General features: G+C 60.2%; 37 protein-coding genes. 36 read left to right on the top strand and 1 reads right to left on the bottom strand.

Annotation, left to right across the window (positions count from 1 at the left end; all coding sequences use genetic code 11):
* Window positions 1-4 precede the first annotated feature (4 nt).
* Genes GH784_RS01335 through GH784_RS01320 form a run of 4 tightly spaced genes read left to right on the top strand, consistent with a single transcriptional unit; the run spans window position 5 to window position 2,398 of the window.
* Window positions 5-1,036, top strand: coding sequence for an AAA family ATPase (locus GH784_RS01335; RefSeq protein WP_153793175.1), 1,032 nt, complete (start codon window positions 5-7; stop codon window positions 1,034-1,036).
* A complete protein-coding gene (locus GH784_RS01330; protein ID WP_060642438.1) occupies window positions 1,033-1,359 on the top strand; it encodes a hypothetical protein in 327 nt (108 codons plus the stop codon). The genes GH784_RS01335 and GH784_RS01330 overlap by 4 nt, the downstream gene beginning before the upstream one ends.
* Entirely contained in the window at window positions 1,343-1,705 is a 363-nt protein-coding gene (locus tag GH784_RS01325; protein WP_153793174.1) for a hypothetical protein, read from the top strand. Before GH784_RS01330 ends, GH784_RS01325 begins: the two co-directional genes overlap by 17 nt.
* Window positions 1,706-1,738: 33 nt before the next feature.
* A complete protein-coding gene (locus GH784_RS01320) occupies window positions 1,739-2,398 on the top strand; it encodes a DUF3164 family protein (RefSeq protein ID WP_153793173.1) in 660 nt (219 codons plus the stop codon).
* 7 nt (window positions 2,399-2,405) lie between these two features.
* Here the strand turns inward: GH784_RS01320 and GH784_RS01315 are convergent, their stop codons facing one another.
* A complete protein-coding gene (locus GH784_RS01315) occupies window positions 2,406-3,155 on the bottom strand; it encodes a hypothetical protein (protein WP_153793172.1) in 750 nt (249 codons plus the stop codon).
* Window positions 3,156-3,235: 80 nt separating this feature from the next.
* Between GH784_RS01315 and GH784_RS01310 the strand changes: the two genes are divergently transcribed.
* From GH784_RS01310 to GH784_RS01160, 32 genes are all read left to right on the top strand, one after another.
* Window positions 3,236-3,499 carry a hypothetical protein gene (locus GH784_RS01310; RefSeq protein WP_153793171.1) on the top strand — a complete coding sequence of 88 codons (264 nt, stop codon included), beginning with the start codon at window positions 3,236-3,238 and terminating at the stop codon, window positions 3,497-3,499.
* Window positions 3,483-3,677 carry a hypothetical protein gene (locus GH784_RS01305; protein WP_153793170.1) on the top strand — a complete coding sequence of 65 codons (195 nt, stop codon included), beginning with the start codon at window positions 3,483-3,485 and terminating at the stop codon, window positions 3,675-3,677. The genes GH784_RS01310 and GH784_RS01305 overlap by 17 nt, the downstream gene beginning before the upstream one ends.
* Window positions 3,674-4,324, top strand: coding sequence for a regulatory protein GemA (locus GH784_RS01300; RefSeq protein ID WP_153793169.1), 651 nt, complete (start codon window positions 3,674-3,676; stop codon window positions 4,322-4,324). The genes GH784_RS01305 and GH784_RS01300 overlap by 4 nt, the downstream gene beginning before the upstream one ends.
* Window positions 4,324-4,695, top strand: a complete 372-nt coding sequence (locus tag GH784_RS01295; RefSeq protein ID WP_153793168.1) for a sigma factor-like helix-turn-helix DNA-binding protein — start codon at window positions 4,324-4,326, stop codon at window positions 4,693-4,695. The genes GH784_RS01300 and GH784_RS01295 overlap by 1 nt, the downstream gene beginning before the upstream one ends.
* Before the next feature lie 107 nt (window positions 4,696-4,802).
* Complete coding sequence (locus tag GH784_RS01290; protein WP_246670440.1) at window positions 4,803-5,546, top strand: NlpC/P60 family protein; 744 nt, start codon at window positions 4,803-4,805, stop codon at window positions 5,544-5,546.
* 5 nt (window positions 5,547-5,551) lie between these two features.
* Complete coding sequence (locus tag GH784_RS01285) at window positions 5,552-5,845, top strand: NAD(P)+ transhydrogenase beta chain (RefSeq protein ID WP_087745983.1); 294 nt, start codon at window positions 5,552-5,554, stop codon at window positions 5,843-5,845.
* Window positions 5,842-6,207: a hypothetical protein gene (locus GH784_RS01280; RefSeq protein WP_153793166.1), complete on the top strand. Its 366-nt coding sequence runs from the start codon at window positions 5,842-5,844 to the stop codon at window positions 6,205-6,207. Before GH784_RS01285 ends, GH784_RS01280 begins: the two co-directional genes overlap by 4 nt.
* Window positions 6,208-6,223: 16 nt before the next feature.
* Entirely contained in the window at window positions 6,224-6,421 is a 198-nt protein-coding gene (locus GH784_RS01275; RefSeq protein ID WP_153793165.1) for a hypothetical protein, read from the top strand.
* Window positions 6,418-6,636 (top strand): TraR/DksA C4-type zinc finger protein, encoded by a 219-nt coding sequence (locus GH784_RS01270; protein ID WP_087745987.1) that lies wholly within the window; start codon window positions 6,418-6,420, stop codon window positions 6,634-6,636. Before GH784_RS01275 ends, GH784_RS01270 begins: the two co-directional genes overlap by 4 nt.
* Entirely contained in the window at window positions 6,633-7,007 is a 375-nt protein-coding gene (locus GH784_RS01265) for a DUF2730 family protein (RefSeq protein WP_153793164.1), read from the top strand. Before GH784_RS01270 ends, GH784_RS01265 begins: the two co-directional genes overlap by 4 nt.
* Window positions 7,004-7,315, top strand: coding sequence for a VpaChn25_0724 family phage protein (locus GH784_RS01260; protein ID WP_153793163.1), 312 nt, complete (start codon window positions 7,004-7,006; stop codon window positions 7,313-7,315). The genes GH784_RS01265 and GH784_RS01260 overlap by 4 nt, the downstream gene beginning before the upstream one ends.
* Before the next feature lies 1 nt (window position 7,316).
* Window positions 7,317-7,982, top strand: a complete 666-nt coding sequence (locus GH784_RS01255; protein ID WP_153793162.1) for a DUF3486 family protein — start codon at window positions 7,317-7,319, stop codon at window positions 7,980-7,982.
* Window positions 7,979-8,155 carry a hypothetical protein gene (locus GH784_RS27070; RefSeq protein ID WP_194842939.1) on the top strand — a complete coding sequence of 59 codons (177 nt, stop codon included), beginning with the start codon at window positions 7,979-7,981 and terminating at the stop codon, window positions 8,153-8,155. Before GH784_RS01255 ends, GH784_RS27070 begins: the two co-directional genes overlap by 4 nt.
* 64 nt (window positions 8,156-8,219) lie before the next feature.
* On the top strand, window positions 8,220-9,830 hold the full coding sequence (locus GH784_RS01250; RefSeq protein WP_246670442.1) for a hypothetical protein: 1,611 nt from the start codon (window positions 8,220-8,222) through the stop codon (window positions 9,828-9,830).
* Window positions 9,830-11,449 (top strand): DUF935 domain-containing protein, encoded by a 1,620-nt coding sequence (locus tag GH784_RS01245; protein WP_153793160.1) that lies wholly within the window; start codon window positions 9,830-9,832, stop codon window positions 11,447-11,449. Before GH784_RS01250 ends, GH784_RS01245 begins: the two co-directional genes overlap by 1 nt.
* Window positions 11,450-11,580: 131 nt before the next feature.
* Entirely contained in the window at window positions 11,581-12,663 is a 1,083-nt protein-coding gene (locus GH784_RS01240) for a phage head morphogenesis protein (RefSeq protein WP_323131461.1), read from the top strand.
* Window positions 12,664-12,769: 106 nt separating this feature from the next.
* Entirely contained in the window at window positions 12,770-13,279 is a 510-nt protein-coding gene (locus GH784_RS01235) for a phage virion morphogenesis protein (protein WP_153793158.1), read from the top strand.
* A 73-nt stretch (window positions 13,280-13,352) separates the two neighbouring features.
* Complete coding sequence (locus GH784_RS01230; RefSeq protein ID WP_153793157.1) at window positions 13,353-14,435, top strand: phage protease; 1,083 nt, start codon at window positions 13,353-13,355, stop codon at window positions 14,433-14,435.
* 1 nt (window position 14,436) lies between these two features.
* The gene (locus GH784_RS01225; protein ID WP_153793156.1) at window positions 14,437-14,826 is read left to right on the top strand and encodes a hypothetical protein; all 390 of its coding nucleotides are present in this window, start codon (window positions 14,437-14,439) and stop codon (window positions 14,824-14,826) included.
* Window positions 14,827-14,835: 9 nt separating this feature from the next.
* Window positions 14,836-15,729, top strand: a complete 894-nt coding sequence (locus GH784_RS01220; RefSeq protein ID WP_153793155.1) for a Mu-like prophage major head subunit gpT family protein — start codon at window positions 14,836-14,838, stop codon at window positions 15,727-15,729.
* Window positions 15,730-15,809: 80 nt separating this feature from the next.
* A complete protein-coding gene (locus GH784_RS01215; protein WP_153793154.1) occupies window positions 15,810-16,319 on the top strand; it encodes a hypothetical protein in 510 nt (169 codons plus the stop codon).
* Between the two features lie 62 nt (window positions 16,320-16,381).
* A complete protein-coding gene (locus GH784_RS01210) occupies window positions 16,382-16,819 on the top strand; it encodes a gp436 family protein (protein WP_153793153.1) in 438 nt (145 codons plus the stop codon).
* A complete protein-coding gene (locus GH784_RS01205) occupies window positions 16,819-17,397 on the top strand; it encodes a hypothetical protein (RefSeq protein WP_153793152.1) in 579 nt (192 codons plus the stop codon). The genes GH784_RS01210 and GH784_RS01205 overlap by 1 nt, the downstream gene beginning before the upstream one ends.
* Before the next feature lie 8 nt (window positions 17,398-17,405).
* Window positions 17,406-17,588 (top strand): DUF2635 domain-containing protein, encoded by a 183-nt coding sequence (locus GH784_RS01200; RefSeq protein WP_153793151.1) that lies wholly within the window; start codon window positions 17,406-17,408, stop codon window positions 17,586-17,588.
* Complete coding sequence (locus GH784_RS01195) at window positions 17,588-19,075, top strand: phage tail protein (protein ID WP_153793150.1); 1,488 nt, start codon at window positions 17,588-17,590, stop codon at window positions 19,073-19,075. Before GH784_RS01200 ends, GH784_RS01195 begins: the two co-directional genes overlap by 1 nt.
* A gap of 16 nt (window positions 19,076-19,091) precedes the next feature.
* Complete coding sequence (locus GH784_RS01190; RefSeq protein WP_153793149.1) at window positions 19,092-19,454, top strand: phage tail tube protein; 363 nt, start codon at window positions 19,092-19,094, stop codon at window positions 19,452-19,454.
* A complete protein-coding gene (locus tag GH784_RS01185) occupies window positions 19,454-19,927 on the top strand; it encodes a hypothetical protein (protein ID WP_153793148.1) in 474 nt (157 codons plus the stop codon). Before GH784_RS01190 ends, GH784_RS01185 begins: the two co-directional genes overlap by 1 nt.
* Window positions 19,924-20,061: a hypothetical protein gene (locus tag GH784_RS01180; RefSeq protein WP_153793147.1), complete on the top strand. Its 138-nt coding sequence runs from the start codon at window positions 19,924-19,926 to the stop codon at window positions 20,059-20,061. Before GH784_RS01185 ends, GH784_RS01180 begins: the two co-directional genes overlap by 4 nt.
* 82 nt (window positions 20,062-20,143) lie before the next feature.
* On the top strand, window positions 20,144-22,717 hold the full coding sequence (locus GH784_RS01175; RefSeq protein ID WP_153793146.1) for a phage tail tape measure protein: 2,574 nt from the start codon (window positions 20,144-20,146) through the stop codon (window positions 22,715-22,717).
* Entirely contained in the window at window positions 22,717-23,961 is a 1,245-nt protein-coding gene (locus GH784_RS01170; protein WP_153793145.1) for a DNA circularization N-terminal domain-containing protein, read from the top strand. The genes GH784_RS01175 and GH784_RS01170 overlap by 1 nt, the downstream gene beginning before the upstream one ends.
* Entirely contained in the window at window positions 23,961-25,163 is a 1,203-nt protein-coding gene (locus GH784_RS01165) for a phage baseplate assembly protein (protein ID WP_153793144.1), read from the top strand. The genes GH784_RS01170 and GH784_RS01165 overlap by 1 nt, the downstream gene beginning before the upstream one ends.
* Window positions 25,160-25,681, top strand: coding sequence for a phage baseplate assembly protein domain-containing protein (locus GH784_RS01160; RefSeq protein WP_153793143.1), 522 nt, complete (start codon window positions 25,160-25,162; stop codon window positions 25,679-25,681). Before GH784_RS01165 ends, GH784_RS01160 begins: the two co-directional genes overlap by 4 nt.
* The last annotated feature ends 2 nt before the right edge of the window (window positions 25,682-25,683 follow it).

Below are 25,683 nucleotides of genomic sequence, written 5' to 3'. Positions count from 1 at the left end.
TAGCATGAAAAAGACGACCAACACAAATAGCGTGTGGGACCAGTCTCAACCGACAATCGAGTTTATCGCAAAGCACCCTGCGCCTGACGTAGACGAGTGGCGCAAGCTGACATCGCGGATGGTTGACGCTGCGACGGAATTTGGCTGGACGAAAGCCGAAGTGTCCCGCCGCACCGATGTACCGGACGGCACGTTGTCGCCGTGGTTTGGCGGCAAATATCTCGGCGTCCTGGCGAACATCAACCAGAAGGTTGCCAACTGGCTCGATGCGCTCGACGCGAGCCAGAACATGGCGGCCACAATGCCGGTGTCGCCTCCATTCCAGCGCACGGCGGTCGGGATGGACGTTTACAACGCCCTGCTGTTTGCCCAGGTGACATCCGGTTTCATCCGCGTCACGCTGCCCGCAGGCTCCGGTAAAACCACCGCTGCAAAGCACTTCCTGAACACGCGGCCGCACGTCTTCATGGCCACACTTAGCCCGAGCACCAAAACCGTTCACGGCATGCTCGTTGAACTTTGCGCGGCACTTGAAGTGCATGAGCATAACCCCGCGCGGTTCGTCCGCTCGATCGGCGCCAAGCTGAAACGTGTCGGTGAAGGCTCCCTGTTGATCATCGACGAGGCACAGAACGCCGTGCCAGAAGCCGTCAACCAGTTGCGCCACTTCGTCGATAACGACCATTGCGGCGTTGCCCTGCTCGGCAATGAGGATACCGCCACGGCCTTCATAAAGGACGTCGGGCGTTCAGTCGCAAGCCGCGCGCAGGTGCTTTCCCGGTTTGACCGACAGGTCAGGACGGCGCGCAATCCGGCTGCGGACGCTGAAATGCTCATCAAGGCGTGGGGCGTTGAGGAAGGCACCGATTGCGCCACCTTCCTGAAAGGCATTGCCAGCAAGCCGGGCGCGCTGCGCCAGATCGATCGCACCATGAAAGCCGCCTCCATGCTTGCCATCGGAGATGGCGAGGAAGGTGTGCGTCTGGAGCATCTTCAGGCTGCCTGGAAGAACCGCGACATGGGAGACAGCCTATGACGCCGGAAATTCCCGACCTGAAATCTCATCTGGATTACCTCGCGGGCATCTTCGCGGAAGCCAAAAAGATGACGCCGGACGAAAAACTGACGCTGGACGCGGAATCCGCCCAAACCGTCCTGAAAACCCTTCGCGCCCTGTCACAGCAGGCCGGCCATCTTGAGCTGGAGCTTTCCATTCTGCGCGACAGCGAGGCCGGGAAGCTGCTCGCAAAGACGGCCGAGCAGCTCGCCACAGGCGAACTCACCGGCCTTCTGAAAAAGGCCGAAGGCAACATCATCCGCCCGAACTTTGGAGGAAAGAAGAATGACGGCGAAGCCTGAATGCGTTTCCGATTTTCTGCATGAGTTGCAGCGCGACCTGAATAGCGTCGTCGCGCAGCACGGTTTGATTCATCTCGATCGCGTCACGTCCGCCAGCTTCATCGTTCACCTCGGCCGAATAGCCGATCTGGCGCGAAAGCTTGAAAACGCCTGGTCGCAGGCGGAGTGGAACCGCCGCGCGTCTGAGGATCGCGTCAAGCTGCTCTCCGACATGAACGCCATCACGGCCGAGGTCCTCTGCCTAATGCGACCCGACACCATGGACGGCGGCAAGGTCGTCCAGTTCCGCCCCAAACCCTCCAATTCTCCTGCACCTTCCGCGCCGTCCGGTGGCGACGCGGCCTGATCCCCTTTCACATTAAATTATGAGGTTAAAGCCATGGAAGCTGTAATTCTGGAAGAAAAGGCCGCAGCCGGCATCACTGTCGTAAACGGCAAAGAATACGTCACCAATGGCGACGGCGGCCTGACGCCTCTCGCCCTGGTGAAGCCCGAAGACTTCCTTGAAGATCAGATGGTCCGCAAGATCATCGGTTTTGCCAAGACGCTTTCGGCCGAGTTGGGCCGGTTCAAGAAGCATACCCGCGCCGATATCGCCGAGTTCGATCGCAACCTTGAGGCCAAATATGGCCTCATCAAGCGCGGTCGAGCTGGAGCCGGAAACCAGAAGTATCGCACGATCGACGGGCTGATGTCCGTTGAGACCCGCGTAAACAAGCTGATCGAGTTCGGGCCGCAGCTACAGGTCGCGAAAGGGCTGATCGACGAATGCCTGAACGAATGGACAGAGGATGGCCGCGCTGAAATCCGTGGCCTGGTCACCCGCGCCTTCAATGTCGATCAGGCCGGCAAAATCAGCAAAGACGCCGTGTTCGAACTGTTCAAGATCGAAAGCGATGATCCGCGCTGGATCAATGCGATGGAGGCGATCAATGCCGCCGTGCGGGTAATCGGCTCGAAAGAGTACCTGCATTTCAGCATCCGGGAATCGCATGACGCAGAGTGGACACGCATTTCACTCAATATTGCTGATGCGTGAAGCGAGGTCAGATATGTCGATACCGCTCAACCATGCTTTGATACTCTCCGCTTGCCCTCTTCAGCTCCCTTTCCAAAGCTTCGGCTTTGATGACAAAGCCAACAGCACAGCTAGCAATGTATACGTGGTTTGCCGCCCAAATGTGCTCGTAGGTGAGGTTGTCATAGCCCGCGTCCAACAGGCTGAGTGCCTGTACGTGTTCTTGGAATTGTTTTTCCGTCTCACTATACGAGCTTCGAAACTCAAAATAGGCTCTAGAAAGCCTGCCATCAAAGTAAGGCAAGGCGTCCGTGAATTGTTGCCGCTGAGTGACGTCATTCACGCGGTGAAGTTGGTCGCGATACTCGTTCGTCAGCTGCGTAAACCATTTCCAGTTGCTGAGTGGAGACTTGTCCTTAGGGTCGCGGTTTGTATCCCAGAGGCTTTCAACCGCTTCTGCCAAGTCGCTCAGCTGCGGATAAAGAGCCCTTTCGAGTGTACCAAGTTCCTTTCGAACAGTGAAAGACATGATCTGTTGATGGCGCCGCTGTTGACGGTCGTCAATTTTGAGCGCGTAGCGCACTGTCATGTAAGCAGCGCCAATTGCGAAAAAACCCGTGATGAGCGTCTGAAAATCGTAAATCACGTTGCGCCAGCTATCACCGCCACTTTGGTCTTTTATCTTTCGAGGCTCACCAAAGATTACTGGAAGACAAATGGCCGACGCCAACACCAAACCGGCCAAAGTCAACAATCGTTTCTTGTGCAATTCAGACAATTCGTTCCCCTAAACCCAATTCGCCCACCCGAAAAATTGCACCTTTCGTTCCGGTTTGGAAGTGTGAAAGGCGGTGCGGCATGACGAGTAAGCGCCAAATCCCTGCGGCCTTCGCGAAGGGCTATGTGCTTTGCTCTCCCTCCGGAAAGCTTCAGCCGAAGGCATGGAGCGAGACTGCCACCAAGGCGATCGCATCTAAATACCGCAAACGCGAAACGTGGGAAAATGCACAACGCCGGGGCTGGTCCGTCCAGTTCGTCTATGTGCGGTTTTTCATCCCGGTTTTCAAAGCCACCTTCACCACCGCCGAAATCAGCGAGGCCTACGATGCCGAGGACATTTGAACCCGACCAGCTGCTGACGGCGCTGATCGACGCATTTCTGAAGGACGGCCATTTTGTTCACGCCAAGGGCGGCAAGATGTTCGTCCTGGTTGTGACCGAGGAAGGCGACGAAAGCCGCTCTTCGGAATTCTGCCTTTCCGACATCGCAGCCGACCTAGCAGGGAGGCTGTCAAAATGAGCAAGACCATCGCCGCAATCAAGATCGAGCAGAAGAAACTCGGCCTGGACGATGACACCTATCGCGCCAAGTTACACATTCTGACAGGCAAAACATCCATCAAGGACATGACGGAGGTCGAGCGCCAGAAGGTCCTTGTCAACTTTCGCGGCACTGTGACGCGACCCGTCCCGGTTCGCCAGGACGGCCGCGACGGCAAGCGCAAGCTTTCCGGCAAGTACCTGCCAAAAATGCGGGCGCTCTGGATCGCCTGCTACAATCTCGGAGTCATCGAGGACCGCCGCGATAGCGCGCTGGAAGCCTTCGCGATGGGCCGGCAGTTGCCTGACATTTCCGATATGCGTTTTGTCCATACGGCAAGCGACGGCGCCAGTGTCGTTGAGGCGCTGAAGGGAATGCTTGCGCGCGCCGGTGTCATCTGGGCTGATCGGGTGCCTTATGAGCCTTTCGAGAAAAGCCACGGTTACAAGATCGCCCGCGCGCAATGGGCGATCCTGCATCCGGCCGAGCCGAACGCCTTCTGGCAGGCTGTTACGCACGTCACCAATGAAAGCATCAGCTATCGGAATTTGAGCGATGCCGAGTGGATTACGGTTATGAACCATTTCGGGCCGCAGGTTCGCCGCGAGATGAAGGCCCAAAAGTGATGGCCGATGACCTCACCCTTGATCTGTTGACAACGCTTGGCGAAGAGGGCTTCTTCTCCCTGGTCGAAGCGCATGCTGGCGTCAGGCTTTATGTACCTGCCGATCCCGAGCGAAGTGAACTTCCCTCGACGATCGGCGTTGATGCTGCATACCGTCTAGCCAAAGCCTATCCGGGCGGATATATAAGAGTGCCTCTGGCACGCGAGTTTCGGGCCCGCCGTTATGTCGATGCTGAAATGAGCAACCGCGATATTGCTAAAAGGCTCGGTTTGACCGAAAGCGGTGTTGAAAGACTTTTGAAGCGCGCCCGAAAACGGGAGCCGCTTAAGTCCAGGCGAAAGACAGACCCCCGCCAGATCGAAATGTTCTAAAGGCCCGCCCGCCACGGCGGGCCTGATTTGTTTCAGGCCCAAACTCTAATTTGCCCCCATATCGGCCCGCGCGATCTCCGCCAGTTGCCATCATGACGGGGCTTTCCTTGACCTCCCAGACCTTTGATGAATGGCTGATCTCTCGCCTTCGCGTTGCCGGCGCTTACGGCGGAACAATGGACGGAGTGCATGGCCGCGAAGTGATCGCAGCGCTTGAACGCTTCCAGGGCGCTTACGACCTGCCGATTTCCAGCCGCGCCGATCAAGCCACCATTGATGCGCTCCGCAAGGTGCAGAGCAAAAACCCGAACAGCAATCTCGTTACCTACGAGAAGGTGCCCGTGCCGGCGGAGCCGGTGTGGATGCGTGAAGCGCGCCGCTATATGGGCCTGAAGGAAATTCCAGGCCCGAAATCCAATCCGACCATCATTGGCTGGGCCAAGAAGTTCGGCGGCTGGATCGCCGGCTTCTATACCGACGACGATATTCCGTGGTGCGGCCTATTTGTCGGCAGCATGATTTCCAACACGCTTCCGAAAGAGCCGCTGCTGGCCAATCCGCTCGGCGCTTTGAACTGGAAGAAGTTCGGCGTCGAAAGCCGGGTTGCGCGCGGTGCGATCCTCGTTTTCGAGCGGAAGGGCGGCGGACATGTCGGCTTTTACGTTGGCGAGGACCGGACGCACTATCACGTCCTCGGGGGCAATCAGGGCAATTCCGTTTCGATCACGCGGGTGGACAAAAGCCGCCTCGTGAGCGCTGGCGTCCGCTGGCCGAAGACCGCCGATGCGCCGATCGCCGGCAAGGTCGAGCTTTCTAGCACCGGCGCGCCGGTCGCGAAGAGCGAGGCCTGACGCCGATGAAACCGACCTACGGCACCTCGAAACGCTATCTGTGGGGTTCCTTCTGGGCCTCGTGGGGCGGCGTTTATCTTCTCATTGCTGGCGCACTCGCTGGTTCTTCCCAGGCAACCGGCATGGCGACTATAGCCCTGCCATCCCTGCTGACGCTGATCGCAGCCATGCTCGGCGTCCATCGCCACTACGGTAGCAAGGATTTTGAGGCCGCCGCCCAAAACGAAAACGTTCCGCCTTCACAACCTCCCTATATGCCCCGAGACCAGCCGGAAGACATGTCGGAGCCTGCACGATGATTTCAGCCTGGCTAACGAAGGCGGCAAGGCCTGTCATCATCGTGCTGCTCCTGATCGGAGCTGCCCTTTTCCTCGGATGGCTCACCATCGCCACCGTCAACAGCATGGTGGACCGCGCCGTCAGCAGAACGAAATCCGAGAACGATGCCCGTTGGACGGCCGCGATCGAGACCGCCAACACCAAAGCCGCCAACGCCGAGGCGGCTCAAGCCCGTTATGCGCTCGACCTGGAGCGCAGCACTTCCGCCAAGATCGATGCGCTGCGAGCGCGAAATGAAGAACTGGAGACACAGAATGCGGCTTTGCCGAATGGCGATGATTGCGGCCTTGGCCGTGATCGCGTCCGCTTGCTCCCCCACTGAAAGCAAGGCTCCTCTCGTGCTTCGCACCGTCAAGCCCGCCGTGCCGCCCGCGTCCCGTGTGCCCTGCGCGGTTGGCGATCTACCCGATCGTGACCTTTCCCAGCGCGAGGTCGCGACCCGCTGGAGTGCTGACCGAACCGAAATCCTATCCTGTGACGCGCGCCGAGCTGCTGCCGTCGCGGCTATCGACAACATGCCGGAGACCTCACCATGAATTTCGGTGGAAACGCCGCTTTCGATCTAGCCGCCGAACGGACTGAACAGGAACGCGAGGCAGGTATCGCCGCCGCGTCGCGGGCATTGCGCACGCCTGGCACGCTGGAATGTGAGGATTGTGGGAACGACATCGCCCGCGAGCGTCGTATCGCCTTGCCGTCTGCCACACGCTGCATCGTCTGTCAGACGAAGTTCGAGAAGGCCCGTCGATGACTCCGACCGAAATCATACCCTGGCTGACACTGGTTCTTTCCAGTGTGGCTCTCCTTGGTCACCTCAAAGGGTTTTTCTCCAGTGGCGAAAAGAAACTTGAGGCTGACATCAAAAGCGGTCGCGAGGAAATCGCGCTCCTGGGCAAAGACGTGGAGGCCCATGAAACCAAGCTGACCAGCCATGACCGCCGCATCCAGGCGATCGAGGGGGAAATGCGCCACCTGCCCGACCGGGAAAGCCAGCACCGTCTGGAGCTTGCCTTGGAGAAGGTGAATGGCCGCCTCGACACTCTAAACGAAACCCTCAAGCCCATCAAAGCCACGAACGAAAGAATGAACCAGCTACTGGTGGAAACGGCAGGCAAACAATGAGCATAGGCATCGACTATATGAAAATCATGCGCGAGGAAGCGCGGCTCATCATCTTGAGGGCCTTGGCGGAGCAGGTGAATGAGAGCCTGAGCAGCTCCATGCTTGAACCGGTTCTTGCCAATTTTGGCATTAACCAGGAACGGCCCTGGGTGCATCAGCAAATCGATTATCTGGAGACGATGGGCGCGGTTGTCGTCGTCAGCGCTGGAAGCATCAAGATTGCTTCCTTGACTGATCTCGGTCGTCGCCACGTCGATCGCCAGTCCGCCATCGAGGGCGTGAAGCGTCCGTCGCGCGTGGGTGCCTGACATGGCAAAAGCACGCGGCCGACTTTCAGCAATCGATCTTCTGCCCGAGGAATGCAGCGACGCGATCTCCTGGGCATCGCAGGAACTTGCCGACCGTGATCGCAGCCAGCTCGACATTTACGCCGAGTGGAAAACCAAGCTGATCGCGCTTCAGGGCGAAATCGGTCTTGATTTCGATATCCCGTCATTTTCGGCGTTCAACCGCTTTGCCATCCGGCTGTCACAGATGACACGCCGACTAGAACAGACGCGCGAGATCGCCGCCACTATTTCCGAGCGCATGGACGCGGCCGGTTCTGACGATTTGACGCTGATCGCGGCCGAGGCGATCAAGACGCTGATTTTCGAGCTGCTGCAATCGGCAGGTGATGCGGGCATTTCACCGAAGGGAGCCATGGAGCTGGCGAACGCGCTGCGCGCTGCTTCAGCTGCCCAGGTAACATCGTCCAACCGCCGCCTGAAGCTGGAAGCCGAAGAGAAGGTCCGCCGCATCGAGGCCGACATGAAGGCCAAGGCGGAACAGGCGCTGGACGTGCTTTCCAACGAACCCGGCATTTCGAAAGAGGCTATCGCCCGCGCCCGTCGTGACTTCCTTGGCGTGCGGCCGAAAGCGAAATCCGTTCCTGAAGTGCCTCCGGACACAGACCAGAAGGACGCCGGTCAATGAACGACAGCCTTCCGAAAGACCCCTGCACCAGGTGCGATGGCACGGGGCGGGCCATCAGGCGGATCAACCGCCGACGCGACGGCAGCATTTCCAGCACCGTCTATGACCTGAAGAACGATTGCCGGTCCTGCAAAGGGACCGGTCTTGCGTGCATGGAGGAACAGCGTGGCTGAAGCCTTGCCCGGTTTGCCGCAAGGCAAATGGACGGACCCGCCAGTGCTTCCGATCGATCCGGCCATGTTGCCGGTCGAATTGCCTCGTGGCGCCGATATTCCGGCCGACCTCGACCCGTTGGCCGAAGGCGTGCTTATGGCACATCAGGCCGAGTGGCTTGCTGATGACAGTATCCTGAAAGGCTGCGCCAAGGGCCGACGCACGGGCATCACTTTCGCCGAGGCGCTCGACGCGACCCTGATTGCCGCCGCCCAGCGGTCGGCAGGCGGGCAGAACTATTTTTATATTCCCGACACCAAGCCCAAGGGCCGAGAGTTCATCGGCTATGCCGCGCATTTCGCGAAGACTGTCGCCAAGGAACTGCTGACGATCGAGGATGGCATTTTCTTCGATCAGCGCGACGACGGCACCACGAACGCGATCTCCAGCTATATCATCCGCTTCAAGTCCGGTTTCCGCATCGAGGCGCTATCCTCGCGCCCGGAAAACATTCGCGGTCTTCAGGGCACGGTCTGCATCGACGAAGCCGCGTTCCACCGTGATGTTCGCGCCGTCATTGATTCCGTCGCCGCACTTCTGATCTGGGGCGGCAAGGTCCGCATCATCTCGTCTCACAATGGCGTCAGCAACCCGTTCAACGAACTGATTAAGGAAGCGGAGGCCGAAAAGAACGGCTTCAACTTCCATACCTTCACCTTCGGCGACGCGGTCAAGAACGGCCTGTTCAAACGCGTCTGCCTGATCAAGGGTGATGAATGGTCAAAGGAAAAAGAAGACGCCTGGGAAGCGAAAATCCGTTCGGCTTACGGCACGCGCACCTCCAAGATGAAACAGGAGCTGGACGCAATCCCGGCCGAGGCGGAAGGATCGGCACTGACCCGCGTCCTGATCGAGCGCTGCATGAGCGCCGATCTGCCGGCCGTCATTCGGTGGGACCGGCCGGACGAGTTCAAGAACCTTGACGATTTCGAGCGCGCCGAACAGGCTGAAGAGTTCTGTGAAGGCCTCTTGAAGCCGCTTTTAGACCGGCTCGACAAAGACCGCGAACACAGCTTCGGTGAAGACTTCGCCCGCTCCGGTGACAAGACGGCAATCGTGGTCTTCGAGATCGGGCCTGATCTCATTCGCCGTGCTCGCCTGATCGTCGAACTGAAGAACATCCCGTTCGACCAGCAGCGCGATATTCTCTTCTATGTCGGCGATGCCCTGCCGCGTCTGATCGGCGGCGCGCTCGATGCGCGAGGCAACGGCCAGTACCTTGCCGAAAAGGCCCGCCAGCGCTGGGGGGAATGCATCCACGAAGTGATGCTTTCGGCCAAATGGTACGGGGCCAACATGCCCGGTTACATCGAGGCGTTCGGCGACAAGAGCGTGCTTTTCCCCAAAGATAACGATGTCCTGGCTGACCACCAGGCACTGGCCTACGTCAACGGCATCATCAAGGTTCCGGACGAACATTCAACCAAGGGCGCAGACGGTTACGATCGCCACGGCGATACCGCGCCCGCCGGCGCGCTGGCGTGGTTTGCCTCCAACCAAGAGGCAATCGCCTACGAGTACGAGACCAACCGCAAGCCCAACAATCCGATGCAGGGCCACAATGGTGGCCCGCCTATGCATGACGATGACCGCCGTGGCGGGACCGTCAATGTCTACCTGAGAGGATCGCTCTGATGGCGAAAAAGAAGAAGCAGAAGATTTCTCGTCACCTCGCCAACTCCCTGAAGGATCAGGACGGCAAGGTCGTTAGCGCGGCCGAGTTGGAGGAAGACGTCGCCGGCGCGCATGTGGGCGGTGTCCGTCAGTGGATTTCCGGACACCCTGCCGATGGCATGACGCCGATAAAACTCGCGTCCATTCTGCGCGCAGCTGACCAGGGCGAGGTGGAAGCCTATTTCGAGCTGGCCGAGGACATCGAGGAGCGCGATAGCCATTATCTCGCGCAGCTCGCCACGCGCCGCCGATCGGTTTCGCAGTTGCCAATCACCGTCAACCCCGCGTCGGAAAGTCCAGAGCACCAGAAACATGCCGAATTCTTGCGCGAGTGGATCAAGACAGGCGTGTTGCGCTCCGGCCTCTTCGACATGCTCGATGCGATCGGCAAGGGCATTTCCGTCATGGAGGTGGATTGGCATCACAAGAACGGCAAGGTGCTCCCACGCGCTTTGGTCTGGCGCACGCAGCGCTGGTTCACGTTTGACCGGACAGATGGAGAAACCTTGCTGCTGCGCGAGGGCGTTGCCGGTGAGCCGCTCATTCCGCACAAGTTCGTTGTCCATCGTTCGAAGGCAAAGTCCGGCCTGACCATCCGATCCGGCATTGCCCGCGTTGCCGTCTGGCTTTGGATGTTCAAGAGCTTCACGGTCAAGGATTGGGCTATCTTCCTTCAGAATTACGGCCAGCCGATCCGCATCGGCAAATACGGCCGTGGCGCCACCGAACCGGAAAAGGATGTGTTGTGGCGAGCCGTATCGGGCATCGCTGGTGACTGCGCTGCGATCATACCGCGCGAGATGCTGATCGAGTTCCACGAGGTTGGTTCCAAGAGCAGCTCAACGGACATGTATGAAAGTCGCGCCGACTGGCACAATCGCGAGATTTCCAAGCTGATCCTTGGCCAGACCACAACGACGGACGCTGTTTCCGGTGGCCATGCCGTCGCCAAGGAACACCGCCTCGTCCAGGAAGATATCGAGCGTTCCGATGCGCTCGACGCTTCCGACACGCTTAATGCGCAGCTTGCCCCCAACATTATCGCCTTCAACTTCGGCCCCCAGGACGAATACCCGACCATCCATGTCGGTCGCCCGGACGAAGTTCCACTGAAGGAATTTTCGGAAGCTTTCGATAAGCTCGCCAAGCATGGCCTGACGGCCGAGGCCAGTTTTCTCCGTGATCGCCTCGGCATTCCCACGCCCGCGACGGGTGCCGAGTTGGTCGGCGGACGCGAGACGACGGTCGTTCCGCCCGAGGACAAGCCACAGCCAAAACCGCTGACCGCAAAGCAGAGCCTCGATCGGCTCTTCGCCTCGGCGCATTCCCGCGAGGAACCCGATCTGCTGGAAAAGCTGACCGACCGCCTGGAGAAGGACGCGGCGGCCGCTATGGACGGCATGATCGATGAAGTCCGCGATATCCTGTTTTCGGCCACGGATCTTCGGGACGCGGCGCGCAAACTCGCGGATCTCAAATTGTCGGCCGAGGATCTCGCGGAAGCCATGGCGAGGGGCATGACGATGGCGCACCTGATCGGGCAGGCCGCGCTCATCGATGACCTCAAGGGGCAGTCATGACAGGAGGCCCGCTGGCGCGCTTCAGGGGGCTTTTTGCGGCATCCGTAGCTTCAGGCCCGAAAAACGCTTCCACGGCCTTTAAACCGCCTTCAATTTTTAAGCCGTTGGTCGTTGCTCTGATGGCGACGACGGTGGGCGCGATCAATCTGCCGTTTGATGAGGCGATCGACTTTCTTCGCCAGAAAACCGCCGTCCCCACCGAAAGCTATCGCGATGTCTGGGACGCCGCGCATTCCAAGATGTTCATGGTGGCCGGCGCAAATAAAAAGGCGCTAGTCGAGGATTTCCAGGCGGCGATCGTCAAGGCCGCTGAACAGGGCCTGACGCTTGAAGATTTCCGCGCCGACTTCGATGCGATCGTCGCGCGCCATGGCTGGCAGTACAACGGTTCGCGCGGCTGGCGTTCCCGCCTGATTTTCGAAACCAATCTCAGCACCGCCTACGCGGCCGGCCGTTACGCGCAGATGTCGGCTCCGGAAACGCTCGAAGTGTTTCCCTACTGGATGTACAATCATTCCGGCGCGATCCACCCGCGCCTGGAGCACAAAGCCTGGGACGGCGAATGCTACGAAGCCACCGATCCTGTCTGGGCGAAAATGTACCCGCCGAACGGCTACCGGTGCGGTTGCTTCGTGACGCCGGTGTCTCGTCCTGGTCTTCGACGCCTCGGAAAGTCGGGACCGGATACGCCCCCGAACCTTGACCAGCTCGGCACCGATCAGCCGCGGGGCATCGATCCGTCGTTCGCCTACAATCCGGGTGCTGCCTGGCTGTCGCAAACAGCACCTGGTCCGAAGGCTGTCAGTGCCGACCAGGCGCAAGTTGCCGCCTTCGTTCAATCAGCTCTAAAGGGAAAGTGGCCGGACGGCAGCTGGACGCCAGTCGCGACGACAAACAAAACGGTAGGCGCTGCCCTCGATGTCGCGGCCGGCACGGAAATCCGCCTGTCGGCAGACACAATCAGAAGCCACATGCACCACGAAACGATCACGCCGGACGGTTACGGCGTTTTGCCAGGCCAACTCGTCAAGAGTGGAAAACTGCTCCGCGATAGGAACGGGCGTCCGGCGTTCGTCGGGGAATACGACGGCAAGCTGTACCACGCCGCCGTCAAGGTCGTGAAGAAGGACAACCGTCAGGAAGTGTGGCTGACATCGCTGCGGCGTACCGAGCGGCGCAACATCCTGCGGAATTTCGGGGTGGAATGGAAATGACACGCCGGGGGGCCGGAAATCGCCTGATCCCAATCCGCCTGAAGGCGGCGCTTCCTGCTCGGCGCGTCACGTCGAAATATAGGCCCAATCGGCCCGAAAGGCAAATATGAGCGGCGCGTCGATCTCGATCACGGCACAGGTTCTCGATTCGGAAGTCAGGCGCGGCTTTCGCCAGCTCGAAGGCCTGATGACGAACACGACGCCCGTCATGCGCGCGATCGGCGTCGGCCTTGTCGGTTCGACGCACATGCGCTTCGTCACCCAGACCGATCCGGACGGCCAGGCGTGGAAAGCCCTGAACACGGGATATGCCGAGGGCAAGCGCAATTCTCGCATCCTGACGGAAAGCGGCCGGCTGCGAAACAGTATCAACGCCAAGGCTGGTAATGACGAGGTGCAGGTGGGCACCGATGTTATTTACGCGGCCGCGCACCAGTTCGGCGCAACCATCGTGCCGGTTCGGGCAACGCATCTCTGGTTCCGGATGGGCGGGAACCTGATCAAAGCCGACAGTGTTACCTTGCCCGCGCGTCCCTTCCTCGGTATATCGTCGGATGACGAAGCGATGATCGCCGAAACCGTCTTCGGTTTTGTGGACCGCTATTCCTCCCGCTGAAATTCACTCTGCTTCAGGCCCGCCCGCAGGCGCAGGCATGAATTGAATTTTGCCCGCATGGCATATCCGGACCATGCGAAACCTGATCTCGACCACTGTTGTTGCACTTCATTCGGCCTCGGCTGTGCCGGTCTCGACCCATATTGTCGCGTTGCAGGCGGCCGCCACAGTGCCCGAATGGCTGCACGTTCTGCCGACCGGTCGTTTCTCTGGCGTTGATGGTCGCGGCCCTTACGTCCTGGACAATGCCGACGCCCTGATCTCGGCTTTCAATGCCGAGGGCAAGAAGCTGCCGGTCGATGAAAACCATTCGACCGACCTTGCGGCAAAGCAGGGTTTTTCCGCGCCCGCCCGTGGCTGGCTCACAGCACTTGAGCGCCGCGACGATGGCGTCTGGGCGAAAGTCGAGTGGACGCCCGTCGGCCTCGCGATGATGCAGGGCAAGGACTACGGCTACATTTCCCCGGTGTTCACCCACAGCGCCAAGGCTCCCTTTGCGGTTCACAAGCTGCTGCGCGTGGCGCTGACCAACGATCCCAACCTCAACCTGAAATCGCTTCACTCTCAAAATTTGGAGACCACCATGGATTTGGAAGCTCTCCGGAAGGCGCTTGGCCTGCCGGAAACCGCAGACGCAGCCGCGATCCTTGCGGCCATCACTGCGGCTCACTCTGCCGAGACCGCACATGCGGCCCTGATGGCGAGACTGGCGGAAGCTGCCGGCCTCGAAGTGGCAGTCGGCGCTGACGCCCTCGTCACCGCCCTTCAGGCGAAGGCGAAGCCGGCCACCGGCGTCGAGCAGGAAAACGCCGAGCTGAAACTTCAGGTCAAGGCGCTCAACACCCGTGTCGAAACCCTCGTCACGGATACAGCGAAGGAAAGGGCAACCACCGTGATCGACGCTGCGATCGCCAAGATGCAGGTCGTTCCTTCCCTACGCGAGCACATGATTGCCCGCCACATGAAGGACCCGGCCGAGGTCGAAGCGGAGCTTAAGGTCATGCCGTCGCTCAATGCCGGCGGTCTCGGCGGCCGCCAGCCGCCCAAGGAGGGCGAGACCGCAACCAGCGAAGAGCTTCATGTTGCCGCCCTGATGGGTGTCGATCCGGAAGCCTTCAAGAAGGAGCACAAGGCGCTCTTCGGAAAGGACATGTGACATGACGGCTACTGCTGACATTCGCCCTAAAACCCGCTCTGGCAATGCCTACGGCTATCCCGTTCTGGCCGGCGTCCGCATCTTTGGTGGCACGATGTGTGGCGTGACGGCTGCTCTTGCCGCCGTGCCGGCGGGCCATGTGTCTTGTGTCGCCCTGGTCGGCTTTGCCCAGGAGGCTGTCGATAATCGCGACGGCGCAACCGGTGATCGCCTGATCAACCTGAAAAAAGAAATCAGGCTCATTCCGCTGGCGGGCGCGACCCCGGCCGATATCGGCAAGACCGTCTATGCGTCTGCCGACGACACCTTCACGCTCGTCGCCGGCGCATTGCTGCCGGCCGGAAAAATCGATGCCATCGACGCTGACGGCGTCTGGCTGAAGCCCCTCTAAGGAACCACGATGGACATTAACGTCGCCAATTTGCGGGGCATCTACACCTCGCTTTCCACCATCTTCAACCAGTCGATGGCCACGGTCACGCCGTTTTACCAGAAGATCGCGATGACGGTGACCTCCACCACCTTCGCCAACCAGTACCCGCGCCTGGACGATCTGCCCGGCTTCCGCGAATGGATCGGTGACCGTGTCGCCCATGATATCGGCGCGAACCTCTACCAGATCGCGAACCGGTCCTTCGAAAAGACCATCAAGATCGGGCGCCAACAGATCGAGGACGATCAGGTCGGCATCTTCACGCCGGTCGCGGCACAGTTCGGCCAGGACGGCGGCGCGTTCCCTGACAGTCTGGTGTGGCCGCTGTTCAAGAAGGGCGAAACCACGCTCTGCTATGACGGGCAGTACTACTTCGATATCGACCATCCCGGCTATAACGAGCAGGGCAATGTGATCTCGGTTTCGAACTTCACCGATGGCGCCGGACCCGCCTGGTATCTGATCGACGATACGCAGGTTCTGAAGCCCATGGTCTGGCAGAGCCGCAAGCCGATCAAGCTGACCCAAATGTTCGACGAAAAAGACTCGAACGTTTTCTGGAAAAACGAGTTCGTCTGGGGTGCAGACACGCGCGGCAATGCCGGGTTTGGCTTGTGGCAGCTCGCCTATAAGTCCAAGGCCGCGCTGAACGTTGCAAACTACACGGCCGCCCGTACCGCCATGCAGAGTATTCGCCAGCGCGACGGCCAGATCAAGGTTATCCGCCCGACCGTCCTGATGGTTCCGGCCACCTTGGAAAATCAGGCCCGTCAGGTCGTTGAAGCCGCCCTGATCAACGGCGGTGACACCAACGTCTGGGCGAAAACCGCCCGCGTCGAAGTCATCCCGCACCTCGCGTAACCGGCCGGGCGCTCCACATCGCCTGACCGCGCCGCCAGCAGTCATCCTCCCGATTGCTGGCGGGTTTCCGGAAAACGGCCATGCAGCCGCTTTCCCGAACCCCGAAGCCCAAGGAACCACACATGTCGAAAATCCAGATCATTTGCTCGATACCGGGCCTTCGCCGCAACGGTGTCGTGCATCCCGCTCAGGAAACCTACGAACCCGGCCACTGGACGGAAGATCAGCTTAAGGCCTTCGAGGCCGATCCCGCATTCATCGTCCAGGAGGTCCATGGCAAGGCCGCTGAAGTCTCCAGCGCCGACATCGAGCAGGCCTTGAAGGCCCGCGTCGAGATCGAGCGCCGGAAGCTCCAGAACAGCTTCAACCAGACCGTTGCAGACACCGTCGCGGAAAAGCTCGCCGACACGAAGGCGGCCCACGACAATGCGATCGATGAACTTGGCAAGAAGCTTCTGGCCGCTGAAACGGAAATCGCCGCGCTGAAATCTGCCCAGGCAAACGGTTCTGAAAGCCAGCAGTCCGGCACCGATGCGGGCGGCGCTGGCGAGGCCAACGGCGGCGACGGAAAGCCCAAGTCCAAGAAGTAACCCTTCCATCTGTGAGGGGCTGGCCTTCGGGCCAGCCCTTGCCCCAAACTGGAGACTTTCCCATGTACGCCACCGTCACCGACATGATCGCCCGCTTTGGAGAGGTGCAGATCGTGCGCCTGTCCAATACGGAAGATCGCGAGGCTGAGACGCCGAACGTGGAAAAGGTCAATACCGCGCTGATCGACGCCACCGAGCTGATCAACGGTTACATTCGCGGCCGATACCTGACGCCAATCGCCAACCCGCCAAAGGACATGGTGCGCGCCACCTGCATCCTTGCGCTTTACGATCTCGCCAACACCGAACGCTCCAGCCCATCGGAAGGCATGACGAAGGACCGCGCCGAGGTCATCAAGTGGCTGGAAAACATCGCCAGGGAAATGGTGCATCTGGACATTCAGCTGGCATCGCCGACAGGCGGGAATGCGGTCGGTTCCGGCCCCCGCATTTCCGACCGTGAGCGCATCGTGACCTTCGACACGTTGAGGGGCTTCTGATGGATCAGTTCCCCTTGATGCCGATCCGCAACCAGGAGCCGTTCATCATCGAGCGGCTCCGGATCGCATTCCCCAAAAAGCTGTTCACGATTGAGCGTGTGCCACAGTCCTTGAGTATCAAGGAGTTCACTCGCATCGCTCGTTCCACGCCGTTCATAGGTCTTGCCTGGACGGGAATGAAGCCGGACGCCGATAATGGCCGCATGCTGAAGGGCAACATGCTCTGGCGTCTGATCCTCATAAACAGCGTTTCGAGTGGCCTTGAAGCCCGCTTTAAAGGCGACCTGAAGGATATCGGCATGGACGCCATGGTCGATGTCGCCTCGGTGCTGCTCCAGGGCGTCAACTTCGATGGCCAGGGCGTCACCAACATCACCCTGTCCAACAGCGTCATTGCCGATGGCTGGAGCGACGACAACATCGCAATTGCCCAGATCGACTTCACTTTCAGCTTCGCATGCCGCGCCGCTGCGACGGGGAAGTTGCAGCCCGACGATTTCAGGGCGCTCGGCATCACCTGGTCTGTGGACGGCTCGGCAGAAACCGTCACCGACGAAATTCAACCGCCCCAGGAGTAACCCCGGCCATGGCCACTCAGAAAACACTCATCGCGGCCGAGGGCCGTACGGTCCACCTTCCGGACGGCTCAGAATGGCCGAAGGACGGCTTGCCCGATCCGGACACGCATTTCACGCGCCGGCGCATTGCTGACGGCGATCTCATCGAAAAGCCGCGTGAGCCGGCCAAGAAGCCTGAAGGAGACAAATAATGGATTTCAACGAAATCCCCGTCGATCGCCTTGAACCCGCGACCCTGATGGAGGTCGCGCCGAACTATCGTAACGTCGGCATTCTTCCATGGCCGGAAAAAGTCTTCATCATCGGCCAGAAGCTCGCCACCGGCACGCTTGCCGCAGGCGCTATGCAGGAAGTCACCCGCGCCGACCAGGCGATTGCGCTCTTCGGCCGTGGCTCAATCGGCGCGGAACAGGTGGCCTACTTCAAAAAGGCCAATCGCAATACGCCGCTATTCGTCATCGCAGCCGCCGACGCCGGCGGCGCTGTGAAGGCCACCGGCACCTTCACTTTTGCCGGTGCGCCCACCAGCTCCGTCGTACTCCGGTTCAAGATTGGCGGACGGCAGGTGCGCATGACGGCGCTGTCTACCGATGCCGTCGCTGCACTGGCGACCAAGCTTGCCGCTGCGATCAACGCGGATCTCGATATGGTCGCGACCGCGACGGCCGCACTTGGCGTTGTAACCGTCACGGCCCGTCATGGCGGTGAAGTTGGCAACGAGATCGATCTGCGCGTTGATACCAAGGCACAGCCACTTCCGGCCGGTCTCACCTGCACGGTTGTCGCCATGGCAGGCGGCTCCGGCAACCCGGACGTACAGCCGGCGCTCGATCTTCTGGCCAGCACCTGGGCAACGAAAATCTCGCATCCATGGTCCGATGCGACCAACCTCGCAAAGACGGCCGAGTGGTTGCGGACGCGCTATCTCGCGACCTCAAAGCTCGACTGCCATGGCTTCGTGTTCATGGGTGGCACGTATGGCCAGCTCACCACTTTCGGCAATCTGACCAACTCGCCATTCCTCACCACGGCCGGCCTGAAGAAAAGCCCGACGCCAGCGTGGGCAATTGCCGCCTCGGCGCTTGGCGTCGCCTCGTTCCATCTGACAAACGATCCTGCCCGCCAGTTGCGGTCTCTCATCCTGCCCGGTGTCGAAGCACCTGCCGAGGCCGATCAGTTCCTTGATGAGGAAAACGATCTGCTGCTGCGCAACGGCATTTCCACCTTCGACTGCCTTTCTGATGGTTCCGTCACGATCTCGCGCATGATCACGACCTACAAGAAGACGACGCTCGATGTCGCCGATCGCGCCTGGCTGGACATCATGGTGCCGGTCACCATGAGCCGCATCCGCTACGATTGGGCTGTCTATGTCAGCCTGATGTATCCGCGATCCAAGCTCGCCGATGACGAAAGCGGTGCTGCTTTCGCCTCCCGGCACGATGACGACCAAGACCCAGGCACAGCAGTCGTGACGCCCAAGCGCATGGCCGGGTCGTGGGCTGCACGATGCAAGCTCTACGGCGAAAAGGTCTGGATCGAGGACGTTCAGCGCACCGTGAAGGAAAGCGTGTTCCAGAGGTCCACGGATGATCGACAGCGGCTGGAAAGCCGCCAGCAAGTGATGGTGGTCGGCAACCTCATGGTCTTTGCCGGCCGGATCGAATTTCAGGTTTAGCAGGAGCTTTTAAGCGATGACACAGGTATTGGGCATCGTCGATATCGTCTGGCGGGGGCGCGGCATCCCTGTCGAGAAGGGCGCAAAACTGCGCGTCGGCGGCATCAAGAACAACGCAGTGACCTATGGCCGCAAGGTCGGCCGCGCTCAGGAGTTTCAGGGGTCGGAGGTCACCGCCACAACCAACCTCGAAAGGGGGCAGCGCCTGGGTAATCTGTTTGACCCCGGCGAAGGGGAACTGCAGGTGCTTTGTGACACCGGCCAGTCATACGTCTTCAACGATGCCTTTCTCGTGGACGATATCCCCGAGGTCACGGGCGGCGATGGCGGCAAGATCGAACTCAAGTGGGCGGCATCCGCGCCCGAGGAACTTCTCTAATGGGCACCCAGACGAAAATCACCATCGATCTCGATGAAGACGCAACGAAAGACCAGGTTGTTTCGGGTACGGAAACCGTCATCAATGAGGACGCTGGCACACACGCGGACGATGACATCATCGACGAAGACGCCAGCGCCGATTCCAAACTGCCGAAGCGCGCTCGCCCGAACGCTAATGGTTCGGTGACGCTTCCGCTGTTTGAGACGGTAACGCTCACCACCCGCAAGGACGGCAAGGTCAGGGACCGTGTTTTCACCGAGCTGGTCTTCCATCGCTTCAACGGCGCTGATCTGCGAGCCATCCAGGCGACCAGCGACGCTAAGGCATCTGTCGTGATGTTTTCACGCTCGACCCGCATTTCCGAAATGGTAATGGACAAGCTCTTCGACAGAATGGATGGCGTCGATGTCGCCGACGGCCACAGGATTGTTATGAGTTTTTTGACGAGTGGGACGAAGACTGGCCAGTGAAGCTCGGCGGCATCGCTGACGGCTCCGGGTTCAGCGAGGCCGAGATCGCCAACATGACGATCGACAAAGTGCAGTTCTGGTGGAACTGCATCATGGCCTACCGAAAACATGTAAACGACCTCGCAAAGACCTAGATCAGGCCCGCCCGCAACGGCGGGCCTGATCAGTTTCACGCGCGCGTGAGAAATTCCGTTTTATTTTGAAGCGGGGCGCGCCGTGGCCAATCGGAACATGAACCTTGATGTCATCGTTCGCCTCAAGGACCTCTTGAGCGGGCCTTTGCGTGGCATCAAAGGGGCGCTCAACGGCGTAATTAATACCGCTCGAAAGATCGGTTTCGTCGGTGCCGCCGTCGCCGGCATCTCTTTTCTCGGCCCCATGCAGGAGGCCGCAGCCTTTCAGCAGCAATTGCTCGATATAGCCGGAACGTCAAACCTGACGGGGCAAGCGGCCTTTGCGTTCGTCGATCAGTCCAAGGCGAAATTCGAGCAGCTCGCCCTCGATGTCGGCCAGCTTTCCGACACTGTTGCCCGAGGCGCGGGACAGATGATTGCGGCCGGCGTCAACAATGACCTGGTCGATCGCTCAATAGGTTCGATCAGCCGCGCCGCAACCGCCGCCAATGCCGAGATGAACGACATGGCGTCCGTCGCCACGTCGCTGCTTACCACGCTGAAACTCCCGGCCGAGCAACTGGATGACGCCATGGGCGCGCTGGTGACGGCCGGCAAGCTCGGTTCCTTCGAGCTGAAGGACATGTCGCGGTACTTCCCGACACTCACCGGGCAGATGGCAAAGTTCGGCGTGACCGGCCGCGAGGCCGTCAATTTCCTCGGTGCTGCCCTCCAGATCGCCCGCAAGGGCACGTCCGATCCGGCCGAGGCCGCCAACAACCTGAAAAACTTCCTGTCGAAAGTGCTGGCCCCGACCACGGTCAAGAACTTTGCCGACATGGGTGTCGATATTCAGGGTGTGATGCAGGACGCCGTCACGAAGGGCATCAACCCGATTGAAGCCGTCGTGCAGAAGATCACCAAGTTGACCGGCGTTTCCAGCAAGGAAATTCAAGGGCTGATGGGCAAGGCGAAGGCCGCTGGCATGTCCGATGCCGATGCGCTCGCAACCGTGCGCGAGCAACTCGAGAAGATTTATGGCGCTGGCAAGCTCGGCGAACTGTTCTCTGACATGCAGGTGATGGACTTCCTGATCCCGATGCTCGGCAACATCGACGAATACAAGTCGATCAAGGACGAGGTTGCCAAGGCGACCGGCAGTGCCATCGATGCCGACTTCGAAACCCAGATGCAGGGCCTCAATCGCCAGCTCACCATCTTCCGCGAGATTGGAACGCAGGCGTCCCGCGAAGTCGGTCTGGCCTTCGGCACATGGATGCCCGCGATTAACGGCTACCTGATGGATGGCCTGAAGTGGGTTCGCGACTTCGACGCGGCGACGGGCGGCATGGTCAAGCAGGGCCTCGCCTTCGCCGGCGTGGCTGTCCTGGCGGCCGCTGGTCTCGGCGTCCTCGGCGTTGTCCTGCCCGCGATCGGCGCGGGTCTGTCGGTTCTGGCCGCACTCTTCAGCCCGGTGGGCATCGCGCTGGCGGGCATCGCTGCTGCTGGCGTCTACATCTATCGCAACTGGACGAACTTTGCTCCGCGCCTTGCACGGCTTTGGGGTTCCCTTGGCGATGCCTGGAAAACAATCCGCGAAAAGGCCACGGCTGCCGTTCCGCACCTGCGCAGGATCAGTGACCAGATCGTCAACGTCGGTCGCAATCTCGTAAACCGTTACGTTCCGCTTATTCGTGAGGGCTTAGGCAACGCGTGGAACACAGTCAGCGCCAGAGCCGCTGCGGCCATTCCGAAAATCCGGAAAATCGGAGAGCAACTGATTGGCGTAGCCAGTGAAGCGGCCAGCAAATATGGGCCGATAATCCGTTCAGGCTTCGGTTCTGCGCTCGATGATGTCATCGCGGGCTGGAAAAACCTGAAGGGCGTCATATCAGGCTTCGCGGAAGGCCTCGATCTCAAATCCGCTCTCTCCGGCCTGACGATCGACGATGCCAAGCTCGCGGGCTTCCGAGGGCTTGATGCGGCATTGAGCGGTATTGCCAGGGCGTGGCAGGGCATGAAGGAATTTGGCGCGGGATTTGCGCCTTGGCTGGAGCCGATCGGAAAGGCGGCAGGCGGCGCAGTCAGATCGATCGCGGGCATCGCGACCGGCTTCATGCGGCTTGGAGTTGCCATTCGGGAACTCGTCGGGCTAGGCGAAGGCGGCAAAATGTCCGGCATGTTTACCGGTGTCATGAAACTTATCGGAGACCTTGGCGGCCAGACGGTTCTAGCGGCTGTTATGATCCTTGAAGATCTCGCGAAGGCCATCGAGTGGGTCGTGAAAGGAATCGCTTCCTTGGTCGAGGCCATCAATCGCGGTATCAATTGGAGCGCGCTAATGCCGGACGGCATAGCCGAGGCTTGGAACAGTGTCGCCACAGCACTGGAGCGCGTGAAGGCCGCACTCAGCATCGAAAGTGTTTCGAACGCCCTCGGCGTTTCCGGCCAGCGCAACATGACCACGATCGGCCGCAACAGCATGCCGCCTGCCAACCAGAATGGTGTCCTGCCGGCGCAGGCATCACCGACCGCGCCTGCCGCGCCGCAGCAGCTCAACGTCAAAACCGAAGCGAAGGTTGTTGTCGAAGGTCCTGGCAAGGTCGTCGGCCAGACAACGATCGTCACGTCGCCGTCGCCGAACGTCAACACTGGCCGTGCCGTCGGGAGGCCCTGATGCGTCTGGACAGTTTAGGTTCCGCTGAAGGATTGCTGCCGGGCGTTTATCGCGGCATTCCGATTTCTATCGTTGATGTGTCGAGCGACCATGGACGGCGGGTTCTCGAATACCTGTTCCCCGGTGTTGATACCCCCGCCTACGACGATTTCGGCGTCGGACCTTCAGGTATCAGCATCGAGGCGCTTTACGTCGGTGACGACTATCGCGCACAGGCAAAGCTGCTTGCCAGAGCTTTCGAGACGCCCGGTCCGGCACTGCTCATCCATCCGTGGCTTGGCCCTATGCAAGTCATCATGGAGGAGCCGGCGCAAATCCGGTTTTCGGAACGTGAACTGCGCGTGCTGCGGATTTCAGCACGGTTCAAGCGCACCCCGACGTTTTCGTTCGCAGGTTTTGCCGGTGGCTTGATGCCCGCCGCTCTGTCCGGTTTTGTCGCGACACTGACCTCACTCGCCGCTTCGATCGCTCTGACAGTTATTTCCAGCGCCAGAACCGCCGCAACAATCCGCAGCCGGCGCATCACACATTCGGTGATTGATACGGTCACGGCGCGTCCGGACGCACGCTCCGCCGTCAGTCAGATACGTTCGGCACTGGCGGCATCGTCGCCGTCGTCACCCGTGACGTTTAATGCCTGGGCCAGTTCGGCTGCGACGATTGTTGCGCAGACGATCGAGGTTCCGGCCGTTGCTCCAGCGACGACAATCGCCACCTCGACACCAAGCGCCCAGGCACTGATGAGTGCTGGCCTTGCCATTGCGTCGGGGCTGCTGAAGGAAGCGGCCGAGGCACCTTCCGCGATCGATGCGCTATTGCTGGCCGGCGCGGCCGGTCAGTTTATCGCAGCGACCGCCGAACAATCCTCCTATGCCGATTTCGTTTCACGGCAGGAAGCTCTTCGCTACCGCGCTGCCATGACCTCAGCGCTCGCCTCCCTCGTTGACCAGGTAGAGCAGCAAGCGCCCGATACGATGCAGGCCGCCAGTTCGGCGCTCTCTTCGTCCGCGCGATCGCTAACTGCGGCGATCGTTTCCGATCTCAACGAAGTCATAGGCCGTCTTCCTGCCGTCCGCCGTTTGTCTGTCGATAGCGATGCAGACGCCTGGCTGATCGCACAGCATCTTTCCGGCGATACGCCGGCGCTGCTCGAAACCGTCTATGCCGACATCGTCGCGCGCAATGATCCGGCGCATCCGGCCCGGCTTTCGGCCGGCGATATCGAGTTTCTGGAGCGCAGTTAATGGCCAAAAGCATCAAGCTATTTCTCGACGGCACAGCCTACGATCAGTGGACATCCGGCGAAGTCACCCGTGACCTGAAGGACTTTTCCGGCAGCTTCAGCTTCACGTTTCGCGATGGTGAAGCGTCCGGCGCGACGTTGCCTTTCGCCTCGATGCCGAAACTGCCCCGCCTTCATGCCCAGATGCAGGCGAAGATCATGATCGGAAAGCGCACGGTCCTGCTCGGCCATGTCGAAGAGCTTAACTGGGACATGAGGGACGGAAATGCGGAGGTGACGATCTCCGGTCGGGACAAGACCGGTGATCTGATCGACTGCTCGGCATTGGCGGAAGGTCCGGCCGAGCTGAAGGGCGTCAAGCTGGAAGCAGCGGCCTCCAAGATTGCCGAGCCGTTCGGCCTGAAGGTCCGCACAGAAGTGGACACCGGCGAGGTTTTCGACCGATACTCGATCGACCTTGGCGAGACCGCGTTTTCCGCAATCGAAAAAGGCGCGCGGCAACGCAGCGCTCTGATCCTTTCGGACGGCGTCGGCAACATCGTCATCACCCGAACAGGCAAGACCCGCGCGCCTGATGGGATTAATCTTCCGGGTAATGTGACCGGGATCCGCGCGAGCGAAAGCACGGCAAACCGCTTCAGCAAGACCGTGGTGCGCGGCCAGTCCGAACGATCCGGAAAATCCCGAGGCGCTGCCGTCCTCGATGCAACGGCCGAGCCGATCGGCGCGGCCGGGCGCAACGATGGTGACGGCTCGGCACGTGAGCGCGAGCGCAAGGGAACGGTCGCGACCGGCAGGGCCGAGGATGACGAGATCAAGCGTTATCGTCCCGTTGTTCACCTCGCCCGCAGCAAGGCAGGCGCAGCCAGCGCCCAGGACGAGGCCGACTGGCGTAACCGGACCTCACGTGCCGAGGGCAACCAAAAAACCTATACCGTCAAGGGCCACGAGGCGAACGGACAGCTCTGGACGGTCAACCAGATCGTTGCCGTTTCCGATGCCTTTCACGGCATCGAGCGCGATCTGCTGATCTCGGCCGTCCGCTATGGCGAGGCTGACGAAATCACCACGGATATCTCCGTCTGCTCGGCAGAGGCCTTCGATAAGGAGCCGGTCGGCAAGCGCCGGACGGATAAGGCTGGAAAGGGCAACGTGACAAACAAAGGTTCCGGCCCGCTGGATGGCACTGCGGAGGCACTATGAGCGACACCGAGACCGTCAACAAAGTGCGCGGACTGATCCGCCGCGTTACCGTAAAGGACATCAAGGACAATGGTCAGATGCAGACCGCCTCGGCCGAGGTCGCGGAAGGCGTCTGGCGCGACGATCTCGAAATCATGCATCCCTACGGCTTCCTGTCGGTCCCTGACGACGACGGCGCAGTCGGTGTTGCGTTGGCGATCGGCGGCGACGAAGGCGACATGGTTATCCTACCGCTTTCCAATCCGTCGCAGCGCATGGGCGGTCTCGGCAAGGGCGATGTCGGCCTGTCGAACAAGTTCGGCGATCGCATCATCATCCGGGCCGGTGGCGGTATCGAAGTGCAGGCCGAATCGTCCATCACCTTCAAGGTGGGTGGGGTGACTATGACGATTGATGCAACAGGGCTTAACGTCAATGGCGGTAGCATCAAACACGACGGCGTGGTGATCGACAAAACCCACAAGCACACGGGTGTTGTACCAGGCGGCGGTATTACCAATGTGCCTGTAGGCGGCTGACC

Origin of the sequence: Agrobacterium tumefaciens (assembly GCF_009649785.1) — a bacterium.
Classification (GTDB): domain Bacteria; phylum Pseudomonadota; class Alphaproteobacteria; order Rhizobiales; family Rhizobiaceae; genus Agrobacterium; species Agrobacterium tumefaciens.
This window is presented reverse-complemented; position numbering and strand designations above follow the sequence as displayed.

Coding starts and splice junctions, on each gene's coding strand:
- GH784_RS01335 (WP_153793175.1), top strand. CDS start 5: ATGAAAAAGACGACCAACACAAATAGCGTGTGGGACCAGTCTCAACCG.
- GH784_RS01330 (WP_060642438.1), top strand. CDS start 1,033: ATGACGCCGGAAATTCCCGACCTGAAATCTCATCTGGATTACCTCGCG.
- GH784_RS01325 (WP_153793174.1), top strand. CDS start 1,343: ATGACGGCGAAGCCTGAATGCGTTTCCGATTTTCTGCATGAGTTGCAG.
- GH784_RS01320 (WP_153793173.1), top strand. CDS start 1,739: ATGGAAGCTGTAATTCTGGAAGAAAAGGCCGCAGCCGGCATCACTGTC.
- GH784_RS01310 (WP_153793171.1), top strand. CDS start 3,236: ATGACGAGTAAGCGCCAAATCCCTGCGGCCTTCGCGAAGGGCTATGTG.
- GH784_RS01305 (WP_153793170.1), top strand. CDS start 3,483: ATGCCGAGGACATTTGAACCCGACCAGCTGCTGACGGCGCTGATCGAC.
- GH784_RS01300 (WP_153793169.1), top strand. CDS start 3,674: ATGAGCAAGACCATCGCCGCAATCAAGATCGAGCAGAAGAAACTCGGC.
- GH784_RS01295 (WP_153793168.1), top strand. CDS start 4,324: ATGGCCGATGACCTCACCCTTGATCTGTTGACAACGCTTGGCGAAGAG.
- GH784_RS01285 (WP_087745983.1), top strand. CDS start 5,552: ATGAAACCGACCTACGGCACCTCGAAACGCTATCTGTGGGGTTCCTTC.
- GH784_RS01280 (WP_153793166.1), top strand. CDS start 5,842: ATGATTTCAGCCTGGCTAACGAAGGCGGCAAGGCCTGTCATCATCGTG.
- GH784_RS01270 (WP_087745987.1), top strand. CDS start 6,418: ATGAATTTCGGTGGAAACGCCGCTTTCGATCTAGCCGCCGAACGGACT.
- GH784_RS01265 (WP_153793164.1), top strand. CDS start 6,633: ATGACTCCGACCGAAATCATACCCTGGCTGACACTGGTTCTTTCCAGT.
- GH784_RS01260 (WP_153793163.1), top strand. CDS start 7,004: ATGAGCATAGGCATCGACTATATGAAAATCATGCGCGAGGAAGCGCGG.
- GH784_RS01255 (WP_153793162.1), top strand. CDS start 7,317: ATGGCAAAAGCACGCGGCCGACTTTCAGCAATCGATCTTCTGCCCGAG.
- GH784_RS27070 (WP_194842939.1), top strand. CDS start 7,979: ATGAACGACAGCCTTCCGAAAGACCCCTGCACCAGGTGCGATGGCACG.
- GH784_RS01250 (WP_246670442.1), top strand. CDS start 8,220: ATGTTGCCGGTCGAATTGCCTCGTGGCGCCGATATTCCGGCCGACCTC.
- GH784_RS01245 (WP_153793160.1), top strand. CDS start 9,830: ATGGCGAAAAAGAAGAAGCAGAAGATTTCTCGTCACCTCGCCAACTCC.
- GH784_RS01235 (WP_153793158.1), top strand. CDS start 12,770: ATGAGCGGCGCGTCGATCTCGATCACGGCACAGGTTCTCGATTCGGAA.
- GH784_RS01230 (WP_153793157.1), top strand. CDS start 13,353: ATGCGAAACCTGATCTCGACCACTGTTGTTGCACTTCATTCGGCCTCG.
- GH784_RS01225 (WP_153793156.1), top strand. CDS start 14,437: ATGACGGCTACTGCTGACATTCGCCCTAAAACCCGCTCTGGCAATGCC.
- GH784_RS01220 (WP_153793155.1), top strand. CDS start 14,836: ATGGACATTAACGTCGCCAATTTGCGGGGCATCTACACCTCGCTTTCC.
- GH784_RS01215 (WP_153793154.1), top strand. CDS start 15,810: ATGCAGCCGCTTTCCCGAACCCCGAAGCCCAAGGAACCACACATGTCG.
- GH784_RS01210 (WP_153793153.1), top strand. CDS start 16,382: ATGTACGCCACCGTCACCGACATGATCGCCCGCTTTGGAGAGGTGCAG.
- GH784_RS01205 (WP_153793152.1), top strand. CDS start 16,819: ATGGATCAGTTCCCCTTGATGCCGATCCGCAACCAGGAGCCGTTCATC.
- GH784_RS01200 (WP_153793151.1), top strand. CDS start 17,406: ATGGCCACTCAGAAAACACTCATCGCGGCCGAGGGCCGTACGGTCCAC.
- GH784_RS01195 (WP_153793150.1), top strand. CDS start 17,588: ATGGATTTCAACGAAATCCCCGTCGATCGCCTTGAACCCGCGACCCTG.
- GH784_RS01190 (WP_153793149.1), top strand. CDS start 19,092: ATGACACAGGTATTGGGCATCGTCGATATCGTCTGGCGGGGGCGCGGC.
- GH784_RS01185 (WP_153793148.1), top strand. CDS start 19,454: ATGGGCACCCAGACGAAAATCACCATCGATCTCGATGAAGACGCAACG.
- GH784_RS01170 (WP_153793145.1), top strand. CDS start 22,717: ATGCGTCTGGACAGTTTAGGTTCCGCTGAAGGATTGCTGCCGGGCGTT.
- GH784_RS01165 (WP_153793144.1), top strand. CDS start 23,961: ATGGCCAAAAGCATCAAGCTATTTCTCGACGGCACAGCCTACGATCAG.
- GH784_RS01160 (WP_153793143.1), top strand. CDS start 25,160: ATGAGCGACACCGAGACCGTCAACAAAGTGCGCGGACTGATCCGCCGC.